The sequence below is a fragment of the Bacillus sp. DJP31 genome (assembly GCF_049310945.1).
GTDB lineage: Bacteria > Bacillota > Bacilli > Bacillales > SA4 > Bacillus_BS.
Genome location: NZ_JBMERO010000007.1, coordinates 144,763 through 163,420, shown reverse-complemented (window position 1 = coordinate 163,420; position 18,658 = coordinate 144,763). Strand labels below are relative to the sequence as shown.

The window sequence follows — 18,658 nt, the reverse complement described above, 5'->3', positions numbered from 1 at the left end:
TGAATTTTTGTTATAAAATTCGGAATACCCACAGCTCTTGCAAAATACGACAGTGAAACTGTTGTTTTGAATATCAAACATCTTTGATAAGCCGGTTCCAGTCATAGCTACGTCTTTGGTTCCAGCATTTCTGCTCCCACATTTAATACAACCTTTTTCATTCATTCCTCTCACTCCTCCTGTAAATTTCTATCTATTTTATACGGATAGAGTGAAGAATAGGTTTCATTGTCACAAATTTAAATCATTTAAGATTTATGTGTGAAGTTCGTGATTGAAGAATGAATTGGTTCCGGTTTTTGAATACCCTGAATCCCCTGTTTATCAAGCAGAAGGATGATCTGTTCAAGATAAATAAGGTTTTCTATCACAACGTAATTTGGTTGGAAAAATTTCTTTTTTACTTTTAGTGTCAGCTTATAAGCGTTGTTGTTCGCACGATCGTGAAGTCCATATAGCTCATGACCTCTGTGAATTTTTTCTGTTTCATAACAATTAATTTGATTAGAGTTATAGTACTTTCCATGAAGTATGATTCCCTCTGGTAAAATATACAGATTACCAAGATGCCTAACTGCACTAATGATAACAAAGAACAAATAAGCACAACTTTAATAAGAAGATCCTAACCAATCGGTTGAAAGGACAATCACCACTAAAACCGTTAACAAGCCAAGAGCAAGCGGAGTTCCCCATTTCACAAACTGATAAGACTTCTTCTCCTTTGTGAGAGGTTCCATCTCCTTCCAACCAATGGGTAATAGAATGCTACTGAACTCTTCTTCTTTTTTAGGGTAAAGTGCACCCATAGATAGATCAGCTGCCTTCTTTAAATTCAATCGATAAATGATTAGATAATAGGCACCTAGAATGTACATAACACTAAACAAGATATCGATGATCATGACTTCTCACTCCTTTTTACTTACAACGCATTTACTTACTCTCTTCTCCATCTGTTGCTTAAAGCCTGCTCAATAAAAACAGGGTCATTTGCATAAAGTCTGATTACATCACGGATTTCTTCTGCAAGATACCTTTCGTTTCTATTATTCGCAAGGGATTGGTAACCCGAACCACGTTGTAAATAGTCAGAGCTTGCCACTGTATACCACTTTTCGTCTTCTAATGGTTTTTCTCCAATCACTATTTCTATAACTCTACTTCCATCATGTATAATAATGACTCCTGAAACATGCAACCTTCCAATAAATTTCCCTCTAAATCCTGAACCTCTACCATCAGCTAGGCAAATTTGTGGATCAAGTGATTGTTCTAGTGCCGTTTTGATGTGTTTTCCTTGTATTTCAAAGGAGGTAGGATTCAACGGTGAAGGACATATTTCAATCAATTTTTTATTAGAAAGGTAGGTGAAAGCTCCTGAATTGACAATCCCGCTGTTGATTAATCCTATATCACAGTTCAGCATATCCATTAAACCATCGGCAATTAAGTTAGTGATCGGGTTTTCCTCGATTACATCATGCCAAAGTGGTTGTTGAAGATTGTAAAGAGGACGACTTAAGACTTCAACGGCTTTTTCTTTATTTGTTCTTAAAATAGAAAGAATCTCATTATCTATTTCCGAATCTTTTGTTGAAAGGGTAGTAGAATGCAGCAAATCTATCTTTCCATCCGTTACTTCCAGCTCCAAGATTCCAATATGCTCACCATAATTTCCTGCACTGTTCATAATCGTTCCATTCACTACTTTCGCTTCAGGATAAAGCTTATGGTCATGTGCAGAAATGATGATATCAAGTCCGTCTATTTCTATTGAAAGTTCTTCATCTGCAACCGTGCCGATGTGACTTAGAAGAATACATATGTCATAGTTTCCTTGATTGCTGTTTATTTCTGAAGAAATGGCCTCTTTATAGGAGGTGATATGAATGCCCAGCCCCTCACAGAAATCACCCATATCAGGAGAAGAGCCAGTAATCAAAATTCGAAGGCCATTTTTTTCTATAATTGTACTAGCGACAACCCCATTGATATTCGTTTTATCCTTCTTAAGGAGGTTGTTGCTAATAAAAGGAAAGGAACTATTGCTAGCCATGTGCTCAAGTGTATCAACCCCGTTAAACATTTCATTATTGCCAATCGTTAAGGCATCATAACCAACAGACTCCAATAATTCAATCGCTGCGATTCCCTTAGTTCCTTGAAGTTCAATACTTTTAAAGTCAGCAAAATCCCCTGCATCCAACAAAATTGTGTTCTCATCTTTATTTTCCTTAATTAACGAAGCTGCTTTTGAGAAGTTCTCAAAATTACTATGAAGATCATTGGTATGTATGATTTTAAGTTTCATTATGTCCTCCAGTGATTATGCTTATTATCCTACATATAATACTACATTCGAAACTTTTCCGTATTCTCCTGCTAAAAAAAAACAGGCGCCTCATCAAGTTGAAAAGCGACGGTACCTCTACAAATCGTCATGTAAACTTCTAGGGTATCGCTAAGGACAAGGATATCAGCATCTTTTCCTATTGTAAGACTCCCTTTACGGTCATCTATTTTTAATAGCTTAGCGGCATTTACAGAGGTCATACAAATCAATTCTTTTAGATCACATCCGGTGTAGTTCATCATATTTTTAGCAGCATCTTTCATTTTCAAGATACTTCCCGCTAATGTACCATCTGATAAAGTAGCCATTTCATTTTTTACTGTTACATTTTGACCACCCAAGTCAAAGCTTCCTTCTCCTAAACATTTTGCTCTCATAGCATCCGTTACTAGAATAATGCCATCTTTCCCTTTTAACTTATAGGTTAATTGAATCATTTCAGGTCGAACGTGAATGCCATCTGCAATGATCTCCGCTATTACTTCATCATGTAACAAAACTGATCCTACTACTCCAGGTTCACGATGATGCATTCCTCTCATTCCATTAAATAAATGTGTAGCATGGGAAAATCCAGCTTGAAAACTTTTAACTGCTTCTTCATAGCTAGCATCTGAGTGACCGATCGATGCCACTACATTTGTTTCTCTTAAATTTTGTACAGGCTTTTCTTGGTTTTCATATTGATTTATAAACTGATGTAAATCGTTAGCACTCATCTGAAATTGTTTTGGTGATAAACCAACAGATTGTTTAAATTTAGAGCTGAAAGTTCCCAAACTCCTAAATCCAATTAATAACAACGTCTTTAGTGTAGATGAAGAAGAATTTACCAGTATTTCCTTTCCCGCCTCTATACGTAAAGCGGATAAATAATGGCGTGGTGAGACACAAGTTACCTCTTTAAAAACTCTCGAAAAGTGATAAGGGCTATACCCAACCATAAATGCTAACTCTTCTGAAGTAATTTCTTTAGTTAAATGGATCTTCATATATTCGATTGCCTGTATAACAGCTTTTATTTGATCATTTGTATTTGCCATATTGACCACCTATTTTTTAAATGGATTAACCCACAATCATGATAGATTCTCTTGATTACTTTACAAATCCTGCAAAAAAGCAAAACTTCGAAAAAAACGAGTGCAAAACCAATATGGTTTCACACTCGATTAACTATGTTATTTGCTATTAACATTATTTTGACACAATTTAACTACATCCCTTGCAATCATAACTTCTTCATTCGTTGGAATCACGATCACTTTTACGGGAGAATGAGGGTAGTTGATAAAAGCTTCTTCCCCACGAACCTTGTTTAGGGTTGGGTCCCAATAGACGCCCATGAATTCTAATCCTCTTAAGACTCTTGCACGAATAACGTCGCTATTTTCACCGATACCAGCTGTGAAAATGATAGCGTCCACTCCGGACATTCTGGCTGCATAGGATCCGATATATTTGTGGATTCGACTTGCGAACACCTCAAGGGCAAGCTCGGCTCTTACATTTCCTTTTTCAGCAGCCTGCTCAATATCGCGGAGATCACTGGAGAATCCTGATACAGCTAGCATTCCACTCTTGTTATTGAGAACTTGGAGTACTTCGTCTGCTGTTTTATTCGTCTTTTCCATAATAAAAGGAATGAGAGCAGGGTCAATATTACCTGACCTGGTACCCATGGCCACTCCTGCGAGTGGTGTGAAGCCCATTGAGGTATCAATTGAATTGCCACCTTCGATTGCCGCAATACTAGCCCCGTTTCCAAGATGACAGGAGATGAGTCTTAGTTGTTCTACCGGTCTGTTTAGTAGCTCTGCCGCACGGACAGATACGTATTTGTGAGAGGTACCATGGAATCCATATTTTCTAATTCCATATTTCTCGTAATATTCATACGGCAAGCTATATAAAAACGATTTCTCAGGCATGGTTTGATGGAAGGCTGTATCAAAAACCGCCACTGCAGGCACATTTGGTAAAACGTCCCGAAATGCTTGAATACCTGTAATATTGGCTGGATTATGAAGTGGCGCTAGCTCTGACAACTTATCAATATCCTTTAATACTTCATCGGTAATAAACACACTGCCCGTGAATTTTTCCCCACCATGTACAACCCTGTGGCCAATTCCTTCGATCTCATCCAGGCTAGAAATGATTTTTAGTTCTGTTAGCTTTGCCAAAAGAAGCTTGACGGCAACAGCATGATCTGGGATATCCGTAACTTCTTTCACTTTTTCACCATGTGCAGTAATGGTAAAGACACCTTCTGAAAGTCCAATCCGTTCAACAAGTCCTTTTGTCAGGACTTCTTCACTTGGCATTTCAAAAAGCTGAAACTTAAGGGAAGAGCTCCCAGCATTTATTGCAATTATTTTTGACATAGGATGGTTTCGCCCCTTCATTCTTTAAGTTCACTTTTTAAAATTTGACTATGTATCAAAACGTGTAGGTTCTCTTATAGGTTTTTCCATAGTGGCTTAATTTAGTCACCCATTAATTGAGAGTAAAAAAGGCGATCGTTATTTCCTAAAACTCTGTTAAGAACCAGTTGTCAATTCGCTGTATCATGCCTTGCATGGTTTTCTTGTTTGAGAAAGAAGGTAGCTCTGCAAGTAATGCCTGCTTTGGCATTTTGACATCTGGACCTTTTTTTTGCACCAAAAATATACTTTTCGCATGCTTATCATTTTTAAACATGGAAAGAGGCAGCTGCAATAATCCATGAATAACGCCATGTTCTTTTAGAAAACTATGTAACTTCGGAGACTCTTTGCTTTCAAACAAATTGTTTGGAATAACAAAAAGTAACTTACCGCCAGGTTTTGTATAGTGAAAGCTTTGTTCGATAAACAGATGATGGGCCAGTGAATGCCCTTCTTCCGACTTTAGTTGAAATTTTTCGGAAACCTCATCATTTGGATAATAGCCGACTGGAAGATCACACACAACTAAATCGACAGGATCAATAAATAAATCTTGAAGTGCATCCCGATTGAAAAATTCAATATGCTGTTTCTGCAGATTAGCATTAATATAACCAAGCTTTACTAAAAGGTCATCTACTTCTACACCATAGCTATTGATTTGCTTTCCTGGTAAGTGGTTGATTACTGCGGTCAGTAGGTTGGCTGTCCCGATGGCTGGATCTAAGATGGTCAGTTCGTTTAAGCCTTTTGTCATCTTGTCTACCAAATAGCTAATAAACAGTGCTACGGCATCTGGAGTCATTTGATGATGGGCCTGTGTTGCTTCTTTCATTCCTTTTAAAATGGCTAATTGGAATCCCTTACGAATCTCTTCATTTGAAAGAACATCTAGGTTGATTGAATCGTATTCATTTTTTAATCGTTTACAAAGAATCTCATTATGAAGAACCTCTTCCTGTAGGATGGCTCCTTCAAATAGATTATCACCAGTAAGGGTAACAGCTTCTAGGTAAGAAACCTGTAGCTCTGATTGAAGCAAATTTGCACTTTGGTCCACTACATTGAACCATTTTTCTGTATTTGAGAGAATCACCTTGATTCCTCCTTATTTTTAGTTTTTTTCTAATTAAAAAAAGCCCCGAAATTCGAGGCATCACATTAGAGTTGGAATTACCTTGCAGCTTTAGCCGCTTCAATGGCTGCTTCGTAGTTAGGATGATCGGTTGCTTCACTTACATATTCTACATATGTAACTTGATCTTGGCTATCTACGACAAATACTGCTCTTGCTAATAAACGAAGCTCTTGAATATGTACACCGAATGCTTCTCCAAATGAAAGGTCACGATGATCAGAAAGTGTTTGAACGTTTTCAATTCCGTTCGATCCGCACCAACGCTTTTGTGCAAATGGAAGATCCACACTCACTGTTAAAATCTTTACATTATCTAGGCCTGATGCTGCTTCGTTGAATTTGCGAGTTTGCGCATCACAAACACCTGTGTCAATAGAAGGGACAACACTGATTAATCGAACAGAATCCTTTGAATCAGAAAGACTGACTGCGGACATGTCGTTAGCTAGCACTTTAAATTCAGGTGCTGTTTCACCAACATTTACTTCGTTACCTAATAAAGTTACTGGATTACCCTTAAATGTAATAGATGCCAATTCAATTCCCCCTAGCTAAGTTAAAATTCATTCTCATTCTACCCATAACAAGGGGCAATTGCAAATTTGATGCTGTAAATGAATTTGGGGAAGCCTTCAGACTGGGGAATGGAGTACTATCTCCAAATTTGTATTTTCTACGTGTATTTCTTGTTCCTATGCTGCTTGTTTGACTTTCTATTTACTAAATTTGAAGTTCTATGCGTATTCGTGTCTTCTTTGCACCGAATCCAGCATCTTATGCTTCTATTTAATGTCCTTGTGCGGCTACTTTCGCTTTCTATGCACCGAAACTTAACTTCTATGCGTATTCCTGTTGTCTATGAGCCAAATCAGGCATTCTGTTTCTTTTTCCTGGTTTTATGAAGCTAGTCAAAAACAAAAAAAGTTAACCAAAATGGTTAACTTAGAAATCGATATTATCCTTCTTCTGATGTTGACCTTGCTGTTGGTTTTGATCATTTTTATTAAACATCTGCTGAATTTTTTCAAAAGCTTGTGGTGCGACTTCTAGAATCTTTTCATATAGATGAGTGCTTTCATCCAGATGAAGCATTTTCACACCTGATGCATTCACAATTAGGAAAGCGATTGGAGTAATTGAAACTCCGCCCCCGCTACCTCCACCAAATGGTAGCTTTCCAGACTGTCCTTCTTGTCCGCCGCCTTGTTTGGTGCCACCTTCAACTGAAAATTCACTACCTCCAGCTGCGAATCCAAATCCTACCTTTGAAACAGTTAAGATCACACTTCCGTCTGGGGTTTCCACTGGGTCCCCGATGATTGTGTTTACATCAATCATTTGCTTTAGGCTCTCCATTGCGGTTGCCATGAGACCTTGTATTGGATGATCTGACATGTAGATTTCCTCCTTTTAGACAATAGATTTCCCATTATCTTTTGGCTTGAGAAAAGAAGGTCCGCCCTTAAACGAAGGACGTCCTCCCTTCCAAAACTTCACGATTCTCAATCCTGCTAGAATAGCATTCCCGATTCGAAAAGAAATCATACATGATAGTTTCGTATGTGAAAGTAGGTGTTGAAAGTAAGGTGTAATCGTTAGTACGGGAGTTGTTTTAAGTCTCATATATTGACTTAGAACACCGAGAATACCGCCTTTTATGGACCATGCTACTCCTATAAACACCCCAGTTAGTGCCGCATCACCTAATCCAAAAGCTGTATGCCACTCTAATTTATGTATGGTGACTCTCTTTAAAAACTTTTTACCGATAGCATGTAAATGAACGACATGCAAAACCAACTCATTAAAGTCCTTCATATTGTTCAAAATTTCTGTTGGAGTGAACCTTTTTGATTTCGTTTCAGCTCCAGCTTGATCTTTCCCGGCATGCTCCTCATGACTGACCACAATACTATTTGTATCTTTATCAATCTTGATTAGCGGTACATTAAATGTATAACGAATAAACCATAACCGAACCCGAATGGTAAGCTGGTCATCATCTTTCGCATGTGAATACACTATTTTTATATGAAGCTTTGAAAAAAGGATAATGGTTAAGAAAGAAATAATTCCTAAAACAATATAAAGCCAGATCAATACGTTCACCTCACTCGCTTATCAGTATCACCCACCTCAAAAATAAATAAACCTATCCAAGTAAAATGGATAGGCTAGGCTACTATATTCATTATTCGCTATATCGTTCCAAAATAACGCTAGTATCAGCAAACAAGTCATGAACTCCTTGATTCCGAGGAGTGAATGCCACAACTAGAAACCCAACCAAAAGAATCGTCTTGGAAATGAATTTACCGATAACTTCTCTAAATATAACTGTCGACCAGCTAAGTGAATCACTCGTAAGATCCACAACCTTGAGTCCAAACACCATTTTCCCTATTGTTTGGCGAAAGAATTTCGTCATGAGAACAAAATAAACATACATCGTCAACGCAGTTAATAGTGCGATTGGTGTAAACATATGCCCTTTTGCCACTGAGAAATCTAAAAATCGGAATGCCGGATAAACCAATATCTGATTTATACTAAAAATAACGAGTAAGTCTAGCAAATAAGCCCAAAATCTAATCCAAAAGCCAGCATAGTAAACCTTTCGTTCACTATTCCTTTTTTCAATTTCACTGAAACCAATTGTCGATTGAAGAGTTGAATCCATTCTTATTCCCCCCTATTCCTGGTACATATACATGGGTCTAGGAGCATTGGGTTGGCTTAATAATTTTGTCAGTCCAAGCAATTCTAAGTCGTTAGAGAACAACTTTTGCGAACTCATGGATAAAAAGGATGACAAACCATAGCCTGATTCATATTGGATGACGGATACATTACCTAACTTATGATCCTTTTTCATCCCCTCAATTGCATCTTCCCAGTAACCAAATTCATCTATTAAACCTAAATCCAGTGCTTGTCTTCCGTCATAAATTCGACCATCTGCGATTTTTCGAACACTGCTATCCGGGATATCTCTTCCTTCCGAAATGACCTTTACGAATCCATCGTAGGAATTATCGATCATCGTCTGAAGGATTTCGCGTTCTTCAGCAGTCATTTCTCGGGTTGGACTCATGATATCTTTATATGGACCACTCTTAATCGTCTCATACTTAACACCGTATTTCTCAGCCAGACCACTGTAATTCAAGCTTTGAAAAATAACGCCTAGTGAACCTGTCAAGGTTTCAGCACTTGCGTAGATTTTATCGGCTGGTGCAGCGATATAATAACCGCCCGATGCAGCCATACTTCCCATCGATATGTATACTGGTTTCTTTGTTCTTTCTTTTAAATCGGTAATTCTACTATGGATTTCAGCACTTTCGACCACTCCACCACCTGGTGAGTTGACCCGAATCAGAATTCCTTTCACACTCTTATCTTCACCTGCTTGATCCAGCATTTTTAAGAAGTCACGGTGATTATACCCGCCTGTTCGAAAAATGGAAGTACCTGTATCCATAATGGCTCCATCTACATTCAGAACGACAACTTTGTCCACACCATTCCCTTTTTCTAATTCAGTTTCAATGAATCCTTCTTCTACAGCAAACAAATCCTCTGATAATGATGAAAAATTGCCAAATGCCAGGGATGTTGCAAAATTAAAGATCGTTGAAAATATAAATAACCCCACTGCTATTCCAAGTGCTACCCACCGTTTCGTATTCAATATAATCATCCTCCTACCCACAAAATTTAACTAGTTTTCATATTGTTTATATATTTGATACATTATAACCATATAATAGTTTAGTAAAATTTTCTATTGTTTTACATAAAAATGGAGGTATTTACATGTCAGATCGAAGAAATATTTATTTTTTCTATAAAAAAGAGCCAGCATTAGTTCAACACGTTGTAAGGCTTGGACAGCTTGCCCACGATTACCATTTCACAGTTGTTGAAGACCAAATAGAGGCCAATATCATTGTAAGTATTGGAGGAGATGGAACGTTCTTGCAGGCTGTTCGGAAAACTGGTTTTCGTGAGGATTGCTTATACGCAGGGATTTCCACACATTCATCCTTGAGTTTGTATTGTGATTTCCATATTGATGATCAAGAAAAAATGATTGAAGCCATGACAACCAAGCAAATTGAAGTAAGAAGATATCCTGTTCTTTCAGCAACCATTGATGATACAAGCACGTTTTATTGTTTGAACGAATTATCCATCCGTTCTGGAATCATTAAGACCTTTGTTATGGACATATTTATTGACGATCTCCATTTTGAAACCTTCAGAGGCGACGGTATTATTGTAGCGACTCCAACTGGAAGCACCGGCTACAATAAATCTGTAAGCGGTGCCGTCGTTGATCCGATGCTCCCTTGCTTGCAGGTGAGCGAGCTTGCATCCTTAAATAACAATCGATATCGTACATTAGGTTCTTCCTTTATCTTAAGTGGAGCAAGAACTCTTACTTTAAAAATCACTCAAGATGGCAATGACTACCCAACGATTGGGATGGATAACGAAGCATTGGGCGTCAGTCATGTAGATTCCATTGTGATAAATCTTACAGATAAACGAATTAAGACTGTTAAATTAAAAGATAACTCCTTCTGGGAGAAAGTAAAACGGACATTTTTGTGAAATGCATGTAAAAGATGAGTTGGATTGGAGCCTGACACGAGGATATGCATCGAATTTGATTTATATGCGCGAATTTTTGATTATATGCTCGGATTTTAAAATTCATGCTCGTTTCTCAGAATATATGCTCGTCTTTTAAAATATATGCTCTAAAGTAGGAAGGTGAAGCTCACAAGAGAACAGTACTAAATCAAGTGCTCTTTTGACAAAAGAAAAGTGCAAGGTTATGTATTTCTTTCATAACTTTGCACTTTTAATTTCACGAATATAGCAGTGCTTACTTAAAAACATAGTGTACCTCTATATTTTCCTACTTACATTTCTTCAAATAAATTTACAGAAATGAGATCACTGTTAAAAATATTTAGCTGGTACGTTCCATCACCTAGTTTTAACGTCCCTTTATAGTGATTATTTTGTAAATCTGCCTCACCTTTTTCATTGTTTTCATTTATTCCACCTTTATCTGCTGTTTCAATTGAATCCCAGTTCACATTACCATCTTGCAAGTTATTGTTTGATATGGCTGAAAGTAATACGTTATTCTTTTTGCTAAGGCCAACTGTCACATAGCCGGCATCTTCGACATTCCAATGATTAGCTAAAGAGCCTGGGTACAAGGCTATTGTGTTTTGCTCTCCGCGCACCTCCAATTGGATGCTATCTGGGACCACAATGGTGGGTTCTAAAGTCATATAGGTTGAGAACGCACCCGAATGGCTAGAAGGATCTTTTATCGTTACATACAATGTATTTCCAACTACTTTTGTTAATGAGTAATCATCTCTTTCCTTGATAGGAGGCTCGGTCTTGGGACCGACTGTTGCTCGATACGTACCAAAGATATGCAATTTATTCTCAGGTGATCCCTCAATATTTACATTTTGACTACCTGTTTCTAAGACAATACGTTTAATTGTTGCAGCAAGCTCTTCCTCTATTTCAGGGAGATTGATTGATTGATCCTCAGCTTGTACAAAGGTTTGCAATTCTGTTAGTAGACCTGATGAGGTAAGAATCGTTAATCCAATCCCGATGGTCCCTAATACACCAACAAATAAAATGCTGAAAAAATCATATTTCACTATCGGATTTTCTTGCTTTGATAAAAAAAGGAATACGATAATTTCTAGCCCTAATACAACAAGAATGAGTGGCCACCAAACGAGTAGTGGTTCAACCATTTGTGTTCCCTTCATTTGAGATACAAACAAGAGAACCCCAAGTAAGACAAGGGACAAGCCCATAGATACAGTACCAACTCGCCATTTTCTCATCATACAGTCTCCTTTCTGCTTTTACTTCCGATCATCAGCTTTAAGCCGCCACCAATTAACAAGATACAAATAATGCTCCCTTGGAAGTAGGTATAGTAAAGGTTTTGAATATCAATACCAAAATCCATTTCAAACACAGGTGCTAAGGCAGGAATCATTATATTATCAAACATATAATAGAGTCCTAGAGTAAACAAACCAATCCCAATCCATTTCTGGTGATTGAGAAGATACGAGATAACAGGAACATCCTCTAACTCTTCTTCTCCATGCTTGGAAACCTTTTGTAAGGCATCGAAAAAGCTATAGCACCAAATAATGGGGATTAAAAATAAAAACAATGAGAGTCTGAGAATATCTAAGATATAGATTCCAAACAGGAAGGCTGCCATTAGCTGCAGACCACGTTTTTGCAAGCCTAAGTACATGTGTCCAGCACCTGGGAAGATTGATAGAACAGTTGCTAATGTCTTGCTCTTCCTACCTTGTTCACGCCGCGTTTCTTCAAAATCCTCTAGAATCGTTCGGTCTACTAACTCTTCGCCTCTTTGTTTCTTGCTTATCTGTTGAATGGAATCGAACATGTTATAAATCCAAAGGATTGGAAGAATTCCAAGGAAAACCACGAATTCACTTCTGCCAGTAAAAGCGGTGATAAACAAGACCATCATCCCTAAGCCGAAAAATCCGATTAAGAATGTTAACCCCCTATTCATTAAACCTAGCTGGAAATGACCTAATCCTGGGATAAAAGACAGGAGAATGGTATGAAATCGTTCGCTCTCTTCTGAACCAGTTACGGGTTGAACGTCAAGGGATTGAGGTATAACTGGTTTGACAGAAACTGGATTTTTTATCAAATAAAGTATCATATCAAATACGCTAATAGCGGTAACTGCAAGTGCAATTAAAATACCCAGAAAAATTGGAAAAGAATTATAATAACCAACTACGGCTACGAAAGAGCCAAACATTATAGGTAAGAGTGCTCCTGCTCCATAAATGAAGCCTCTTATTTTTCGATTTACGTAAAAGTGTCCAACACCCGGAATAAATGAGAGAAACAACGCGAGTAATGGGTTTTTATTCATTATCTTACCTCCTTTTGTATTTCTTCTATTGGTTGAAAGAGTGAAAAAGCCTTTTCCATTAAGCTATTTGATACTGTTTGCTCCGGATTCAAAATTGGAGATGCTTCGACTGTTGCAACTATACCTGTAATGCTTTGGAAAATCCCTGTTGTCATAAGCGTAAATGTAATGACAGCAGCCACCCCGTAATGAAATAACGGATGCTGGTAAAAAGTCTTTCTACGTTTCTTTTTTTGAAGTAGCTTTTTCATAAGTGCTTCTGTAAACCTACTATCCTCTTTTTTTGGTAATTGGTCTGATAGTGTATCTATCATTTTCATATAATGATCTAAACATTGGTCACATGAAAACAGGTGATCTTCAAGTTCTTCCCGCTCTGGTTCCAATAACTCATCCTTTATATAAGATGACCACTCTTCGTTGTTGAAATGTCTCATCAAAAATCAGCCTCCTTCCAATGCCTCTTCATCCAGCCTCTTGCTCTGTATAGCTTTGTTTCAACCGTTTTAACTTCAACCCCTTGTTCATCGGCAATTTGCTTATAGCTTTTTTCGGTTATGTAATACGAAAATATAACATCTCGATAATTGAGAGGCAATTCATCTAGTCGATTTCGAACCAATTCTCTCTGTTCCCTAAGCAGGAGTGGCATGGCAATATTTTCATCTGACTTAGAAATTGTTAAAAATTCACTTGGCTCAAGTACAGTTTCTCTTTGCCGTTGTTTCTTTCGTTTCATATCAATTGCATGATTAATGGCAATCCGGGTCATCCAGGTCTTTAACCCTTGTGAGTTGTATTGGGGGAGAGCGTAATAGATTTTCAGAAACGCTTCCTGCGTTGCATCCTCCGCATCTTTCTCGTCCCTGAGAATGGGATAGATTGCCTTAAACAATGCATGTTGATATCTCTCAACGAGCAAACGAAATGCATGCTCATCGAAAGCCTTTACCTTCTCTACTAATATATCATCTTGAATCGTGCTCCCCCCCCTTTCTCTCTATCTACTATATTAGACGAAACTAAGCCTTCAATCCCCTACACTTTTTCAAAATTATATCTGAAAGTTGAAATCTGTATCCTTGCATTCATACCTTTCGGACACAATATTCACTAGAATTTTACATGTATATATACTTGTTCATTATATCTTAGGAAATGTGAGGAAAGAGAACAAAAAGGTGATCTTCCCTTTTATTTGCTTCAGGCTATTTGACCTCGAGGGTCTAGGAGCTGGAGCTAGACATAGACCCTGTTTGAAAAAACTTATACTTTCTTATCTTATAAAAAAAAGAGAATGATCCACGGATCATTCTCCACTCGCTTTCTCATATACAATCTCACCATTCACAACCGTCATCTTGACTTGTGTATGAAGAATAGCATCCGTCGCACACGTCAAAATATCACGATCCAACACAGTGAAATCGGCATCAAATCCAACTTCAATGAGTCCACGATCACCCTCATGATTGATCGCATACGCGCTTCCACTCGTAAATAGCTTCACCGCTTCATATGAAGTTAGCCTTTGCTCGGGGGAATAGGAAATATGTTCACTTTCTTCAGGATGTCTTCTCGCAACAGCTGCATGTATTCCAAGCAACGGATCAACAGGTTCAATCGGAGCATCTGATCCACCAGAACACCGAATACCTTCTTCTAATAACGTCTTCCAAGCATAACAGTATTCCATTCTGTCAGTACCAATTCGCTCAATTACCCATGGAAAATCAGTGGCTACAAAGCGAGGTTGTAAATCTAAGACAATCGGTAGCTTTTTTACTCGGTCGATTAAATCTCTTCTCAAAATTTGTGCATGAATCAATCGATCTCGTTGACAGGGTGCGGGTGGGTAATCTTCTATTGCCTCAAGTGAATATTCAAAGGCTAAGTCACCAATCGCATGAATAGCAACAGGCATCCCGTATTGTCTAGCTTTTTTCACAAGCTCTTTCAACTCAGAAAGCTCATAGATTGCCACACCGGACGTGTCTTGAGAATCATTGTACGGCTGACTTAATAAAGCGGTTCGACCACCAAGCGCACCGTCTGCAAATATTTTCATCGCTCCAATTTCAATATCACCATTTACATCACCAAACGAAATTCCTCGGTCTATCATATCTCCTACTACTTCATGATGAACGAGCAGATTTGCTTTAAACCTTAAGCCTTCCTGGTTCACTACCTTCAAGAAAGTATCATATGTTCTATCAAAGCCACCATAATAGTTTAGATCTTCACTATGTCCCCCAACTAATCCTAATCGATGGCAATCTTTTATCGAGTGACGAAGAGCGGTCTCTAAATAATCCCCCGAAACATCAGGAATAACATTTTTCACAAGCTCCTGTGCCTGATCTAATAAGTAGCCAGTAGGCTCTCCATCCGCATCCTTAACAATTACTCCACCCGGAGGATTTGGGGTATCCTTTGTTATGCCTGCTCTTGACAGGGCCAGGCTGTTTGCAATAAACGCATGTCTGCACATTCTGTGTAGGATGAGAGGATGAAAAGGAGCTACTTCATCTAATTCTGTTCTATGGAAGATTTTTCGGTCGGATAGTAAATTCTCATTCCAGCCTTCTGCAATAATCCATTCACCCTTTGAAGTAATAGCAGCTTTCCTTTCCAAGGCTTCTATGATTTCCTTAGAAGAAGTCATTTTGGAAAAATCTAAACGCGTGAGCTTCTCCCCATGACCTATCAAGTGTAAGTGACTATCTACAAAACCCGGAAACATCACTGCGCCTTGTAAATCAATCCATACATTTGGTTCATATTTTTGAAGTAGCTCTTCTTTTGTACCCATTGCAATAATTTTATTTCCTTCTATAAAAACAGCTTCTACCTGATCGGTCTTTGTTTTCAAGGTGTAAATTGTTCCACCATACCAAAGATCCCCCATAATCATTCTCCATTCTATTTTTCCGACTCAAAAAAGCAGCCCCCAGGCTACTTTTAAAAAAATCACACACTTGAATTGTGTTGATTTTCTGATTGACGCAGTTCAATTCTTCTAATTTTCCCTGAAGTCGTTTTTGGCAGCTCTTCTACAAACTCAATTTTTCTAGGATATTTATAGGGTGCTGTTAATTGCTTGACGTGTTCTTGTAAAAGTGGGATTAAAGAGCTATCCGCCATATCAACGTTTTCTTTCAATACAACAAATGCTTTCACAATCGTTCCTCTAATTTCATCTGGGCTTGCAACCACGGCACACTCCTTAACAAACGGATGCTTAACTAGGGCATCCTCAACCTCAAACGGTCCGATCGTATAACCAGAACTAATGATAATATCATCACCTCTTCCTTCAAACCAAAAGTAGCCATCCTCATCAAGTCTTGCTTTGTCACCTGTTAAATAGTAATCTCCTCTGAATTGCTTCGCTGTTCTTTCTGGGTCCTTATAGTAATTTTTGAACAAAGCTGGTGTCTCCACATGTACCGCAATATCACCTACAGCACCCGGCTTAACTGGTACTCCATTTTCATCAATAATCTCGACGTAGTTGCCAGGGGTTGGTTTTCCCATCGAACCCGGTTTCATTTCCATTCCCTTCAATACACCTACGAGTAATGTGTTTTCAGTTTGACCATACCCATCTCTAACATCGACGTTAAAATATTTTCGGAATGTATCGATCACTTCTCGATTTAACGGCTCCCCTGCTGACACCGCACTATGTAAATGTGGTAAAGAATATCGATCGAGTCCATCTACCTTTGCCATTAATCTGTATTCGGTTGGCGTGCAGCAAAGCACATTAATTGAATACTTCTGGAGCAAGCTTAGATACTTCTCGGGTTCATATTTTCCATAATAAACGAATCCTGTTCCACCAGAACCAAGAGTGGCTAAGAACGGATTCCAAATCCATTTCTGCCATCCAGGACCTGCAGTTGCCCAAACAGAATCGCCCTCTTTTATATCGAGCCAGCTTGATGCTGTGGTCCGAAGATGAGCAAAGCCCCATCCATGTGTATGGACGACCCCTTTTGGGTTTCCAGTTGTTCCTTAAGTATAGGATAGAAACGCCATGTCATCATTTCTTGTTTCTGCTACTCCAAGTATTTTGCTTTCAAGATCTGCAAGGCTGTCTAAAGGAAGCCAACCTGCAATATGCTCTCCAACTGAAAACATATGGATCGGTGATGTATCAATATCCTCAAATTGCTCTATAAATTCATGAAAGCAAATGACTGCTTCAACTTCACCGTGATGCAATCGATATTCTATATCTTTTTTTCTTAACATCTCAGAGCTTGGGATGACGACTAAGCCAACTTTTAATGCTGATAAATAAACTTGATAAGCTTCAATTACTCTCGGAACAATAATGAGAACCTTTTGCCCTTTTTGTAGTCCTTTCGTAAGTAAAGCATTTCCAATTTGGTTTACACGACAGATTAACTCATAATATGTAATTTCCCTTTTACTTCCTAGTTCATCTTCCCATTTAAGTGCAATTCTCGAGTGATCCTGAGCAAATTTCTCTACCTCTTGTACAATGTTGTATTTTAAGGGTGCTAGTAGTTCTTTCTTGTCCATGAAAATGACCTCCTCTATTTACTTATTCAAGTATAGCAAATTATACGAAAATTAAGAATAATATTTTAGGATAATTTTGGGAAAATTTGTGGTTTTCATTTAGTTTGAGGTAGTTTCAATGTAGTCAAAATGAAGGAAGATTTATTTATGAAGTATGTCAATAAAAAGTAAGTTTAAATATTTTTTTCAAAGAAGCCTAGAAAATCGGAAACTTCCTTTAAAGGATTTATTGCCATTTCAAGAATATTACAAGATATGGTTTACATAGTGTTTTATAAATGGGTGCAATTGTAATGGGAATGCACCAGTAACTTTAATTAGTTTCAACATTGTTAAAGGTCCTTTTCTAAAAGATTGTGTTTTTAAATAGGTGACTTGAGCAACCCTTTGAAAAATAAGTTGATTGGAACGGATATGCGAGACTCCTGCAGGTTTAGCGGGACAGGTGAGACCCCGCACAAGGCGCAAGCCGAGGAGGCTCACCACCCGCCCCGGGGAATGGTGCATCCTGGAGTGGAAATCAACAGGTATAGTTAACACATACTTTTTAAAAAGCGGACTTTTTTCAGTGCCCTCTCCACTGCAATCAACCACTCCTCTTTTGGGTAAACAGCAACAATATTTACGAAAACTACTTGTTAATAAAGCTTCTAAAGGAGCTGGTTCCATTGAGTAATCATAAGAATTCTGCCCTTATTTTTCTATTGTGTATTACATTACTTATATATATTATTGTGAATGCTTTACGGAACATTACTATCTATATCGTTTTTAGTTCTGGTGTAGGTCCACCAATTATTATAGGACTACTCATACTGGCTATAATTATTCTTTTTCTAAAAGGACTATGACACATGTTAAACTTCAATACAATGAAATTCTAAGTAAAAAACAAAAGGACGGGGGATTCCCCGTCCTTGTAGCCATTTTATATAATTGTTATTGTTGGTATCCTCCACCAAGTTGTTGTTCAGCCATTTGGACTAAACGCTTAGTGATTTCTCCTCCAACAGATCCGTTAGCGCGTGCTGTTGTATCTGCTCCAAGGTTAACACCAAATTCGTTAGCGATCTCATACTTCATTTGGTCTAGAGCTTGTTGAACTCCAGGTACTAGAAGTTGGTTTGAGCTATTGTTTTGTGCCATGTGTATCACCTCCTTGTGATTATAGAGTGTGTTAAAACACATGG

19 protein-coding genes and 1 pseudogene are annotated in these 18,658 nt (G+C 38.1%); 1 reads left to right on the top strand and 19 read right to left on the bottom strand.

Annotation, left to right across the window (positions count from 1 at the left end; all coding sequences use genetic code 11):
* The 12 genes from ACOI1C_RS09225 to sppA form a co-directional block, all read right to left on the bottom strand.
* Nucleotides 1-165, bottom strand: a 165-nt coding sequence (locus ACOI1C_RS09225; protein WP_422510157.1) for a zinc ribbon domain-containing protein, incomplete at its 3' end; no start/stop codon positions are given.
* An 83-nt stretch (nt 166-248) separates the two neighbouring features.
* Complete coding sequence (locus tag ACOI1C_RS09220) at nt 249-599, bottom strand: hypothetical protein (RefSeq protein WP_422510139.1); 351 nt, start codon at nt 597-599, stop codon at nt 249-251.
* Nucleotides 600-611: 12 nt separating this feature from the next.
* The gene (locus tag ACOI1C_RS09215) at nt 612-905 is read right to left on the bottom strand and encodes a hypothetical protein (RefSeq protein WP_422510138.1); all 294 of its coding nucleotides are present in this window, start codon (nt 903-905) and stop codon (nt 612-614) included.
* A 35-nt stretch (nt 906-940) separates the two neighbouring features.
* Nucleotides 941-2,314 (bottom strand): bifunctional metallophosphatase/5'-nucleotidase, encoded by a 1,374-nt coding sequence (locus ACOI1C_RS09210; RefSeq protein WP_422510136.1) that lies wholly within the window; start codon nt 2,312-2,314, stop codon nt 941-943.
* 71 nt (nt 2,315-2,385) lie between these two features.
* Complete coding sequence (gene nagA, locus ACOI1C_RS09205) at nt 2,386-3,399, bottom strand: N-acetylglucosamine-6-phosphate deacetylase (protein WP_422510134.1); 1,014 nt, start codon at nt 3,397-3,399, stop codon at nt 2,386-2,388.
* A gap of 138 nt (nt 3,400-3,537) precedes the next feature.
* Nucleotides 3,538-4,743 (bottom strand): acetate kinase, encoded by a 1,206-nt coding sequence (locus ACOI1C_RS09200; RefSeq protein ID WP_422510132.1) that lies wholly within the window; start codon nt 4,741-4,743, stop codon nt 3,538-3,540.
* Nucleotides 4,744-4,888: 145 nt separating this feature from the next.
* Nucleotides 4,889-5,878: a class I SAM-dependent methyltransferase gene (locus ACOI1C_RS09195; RefSeq protein WP_422510155.1), complete on the bottom strand. Its 990-nt coding sequence runs from the start codon at nt 5,876-5,878 to the stop codon at nt 4,889-4,891.
* 80 nt (nt 5,879-5,958) lie between these two features.
* On the bottom strand, nt 5,959-6,459 hold the full coding sequence (gene tpx / locus ACOI1C_RS09190) for a thiol peroxidase (RefSeq protein ID WP_422510130.1): 501 nt from the start codon (nt 6,457-6,459) through the stop codon (nt 5,959-5,961).
* A 406-nt stretch (nt 6,460-6,865) separates the two neighbouring features.
* Entirely contained in the window at nt 6,866-7,318 is a 453-nt protein-coding gene (ytfJ, locus tag ACOI1C_RS09185) for a GerW family sporulation protein (protein WP_422510128.1), read from the bottom strand.
* Nucleotides 7,319-7,333: 15 nt separating this feature from the next.
* Nucleotides 7,334-8,023 (bottom strand): DUF2953 domain-containing protein, encoded by a 690-nt coding sequence (locus ACOI1C_RS09180; RefSeq protein WP_422510126.1) that lies wholly within the window; start codon nt 8,021-8,023, stop codon nt 7,334-7,336.
* Nucleotides 8,024-8,114: 91 nt separating this feature from the next.
* The gene (locus ACOI1C_RS09175; protein ID WP_422510124.1) at nt 8,115-8,603 is read right to left on the bottom strand and encodes an RDD family protein; all 489 of its coding nucleotides are present in this window, start codon (nt 8,601-8,603) and stop codon (nt 8,115-8,117) included.
* A 12-nt stretch (nt 8,604-8,615) separates the two neighbouring features.
* Nucleotides 8,616-9,617, bottom strand: coding sequence for a signal peptide peptidase SppA (gene sppA / locus ACOI1C_RS09170; RefSeq protein ID WP_422510122.1), 1,002 nt, complete (start codon nt 9,615-9,617; stop codon nt 8,616-8,618).
* Between the two features lie 125 nt (nt 9,618-9,742).
* On the opposite strand from sppA, the gene ACOI1C_RS09165 reads away from it, so the two are divergent.
* Nucleotides 9,743-10,543 (top strand): NAD kinase, encoded by an 801-nt coding sequence (locus tag ACOI1C_RS09165; RefSeq protein ID WP_422510120.1) that lies wholly within the window; start codon nt 9,743-9,745, stop codon nt 10,541-10,543.
* A 314-nt stretch (nt 10,544-10,857) separates the two neighbouring features.
* Here ACOI1C_RS09165 and ACOI1C_RS09160 read toward each other — a convergent pair whose 3' ends face one another.
* The 7 genes and pseudogenes from ACOI1C_RS09160 to ACOI1C_RS09130 form a co-directional block, all read right to left on the bottom strand.
* Nucleotides 10,858-11,820 (bottom strand): LiaF transmembrane domain-containing protein, encoded by a 963-nt coding sequence (locus ACOI1C_RS09160; RefSeq protein ID WP_422510118.1) that lies wholly within the window; start codon nt 11,818-11,820, stop codon nt 10,858-10,860.
* The gene (locus ACOI1C_RS09155; protein ID WP_422510116.1) at nt 11,820-12,911 is read right to left on the bottom strand and encodes a hypothetical protein; all 1,092 of its coding nucleotides are present in this window, start codon (nt 12,909-12,911) and stop codon (nt 11,820-11,822) included. Before ACOI1C_RS09155 ends, ACOI1C_RS09160 begins: the two co-directional genes overlap by 1 nt.
* The gene (locus ACOI1C_RS09150) at nt 12,911-13,348 is read right to left on the bottom strand and encodes a zf-HC2 domain-containing protein (RefSeq protein ID WP_422510153.1); all 438 of its coding nucleotides are present in this window, start codon (nt 13,346-13,348) and stop codon (nt 12,911-12,913) included. Before ACOI1C_RS09150 ends, ACOI1C_RS09155 begins: the two co-directional genes overlap by 1 nt.
* The gene (locus tag ACOI1C_RS09145; RefSeq protein WP_422510114.1) at nt 13,348-13,833 is read right to left on the bottom strand and encodes a sigma-70 family RNA polymerase sigma factor; all 486 of its coding nucleotides are present in this window, start codon (nt 13,831-13,833) and stop codon (nt 13,348-13,350) included. Before ACOI1C_RS09145 ends, ACOI1C_RS09150 begins: the two co-directional genes overlap by 1 nt.
* 387 nt (nt 13,834-14,220) lie before the next feature.
* Nucleotides 14,221-15,822 carry an amidohydrolase gene (locus ACOI1C_RS09140; RefSeq protein WP_422510112.1) on the bottom strand — a complete coding sequence of 534 codons (1,602 nt, stop codon included), beginning with the start codon at nt 15,820-15,822 and terminating at the stop codon, nt 14,221-14,223.
* Between the two features lie 62 nt (nt 15,823-15,884).
* A pseudogene (gene mbcS / locus ACOI1C_RS09135) lies at nt 15,885-17,468 on the bottom strand (acyl-CoA synthetase MbcS).
* Between the two features lie 939 nt (nt 17,469-18,407).
* On the bottom strand, nt 18,408-18,614 hold the full coding sequence (locus tag ACOI1C_RS09130) for a small, acid-soluble spore protein, alpha/beta type (protein WP_422510110.1): 207 nt from the start codon (nt 18,612-18,614) through the stop codon (nt 18,408-18,410).
* Nucleotides 18,615-18,658 lie beyond the last annotated feature (44 nt).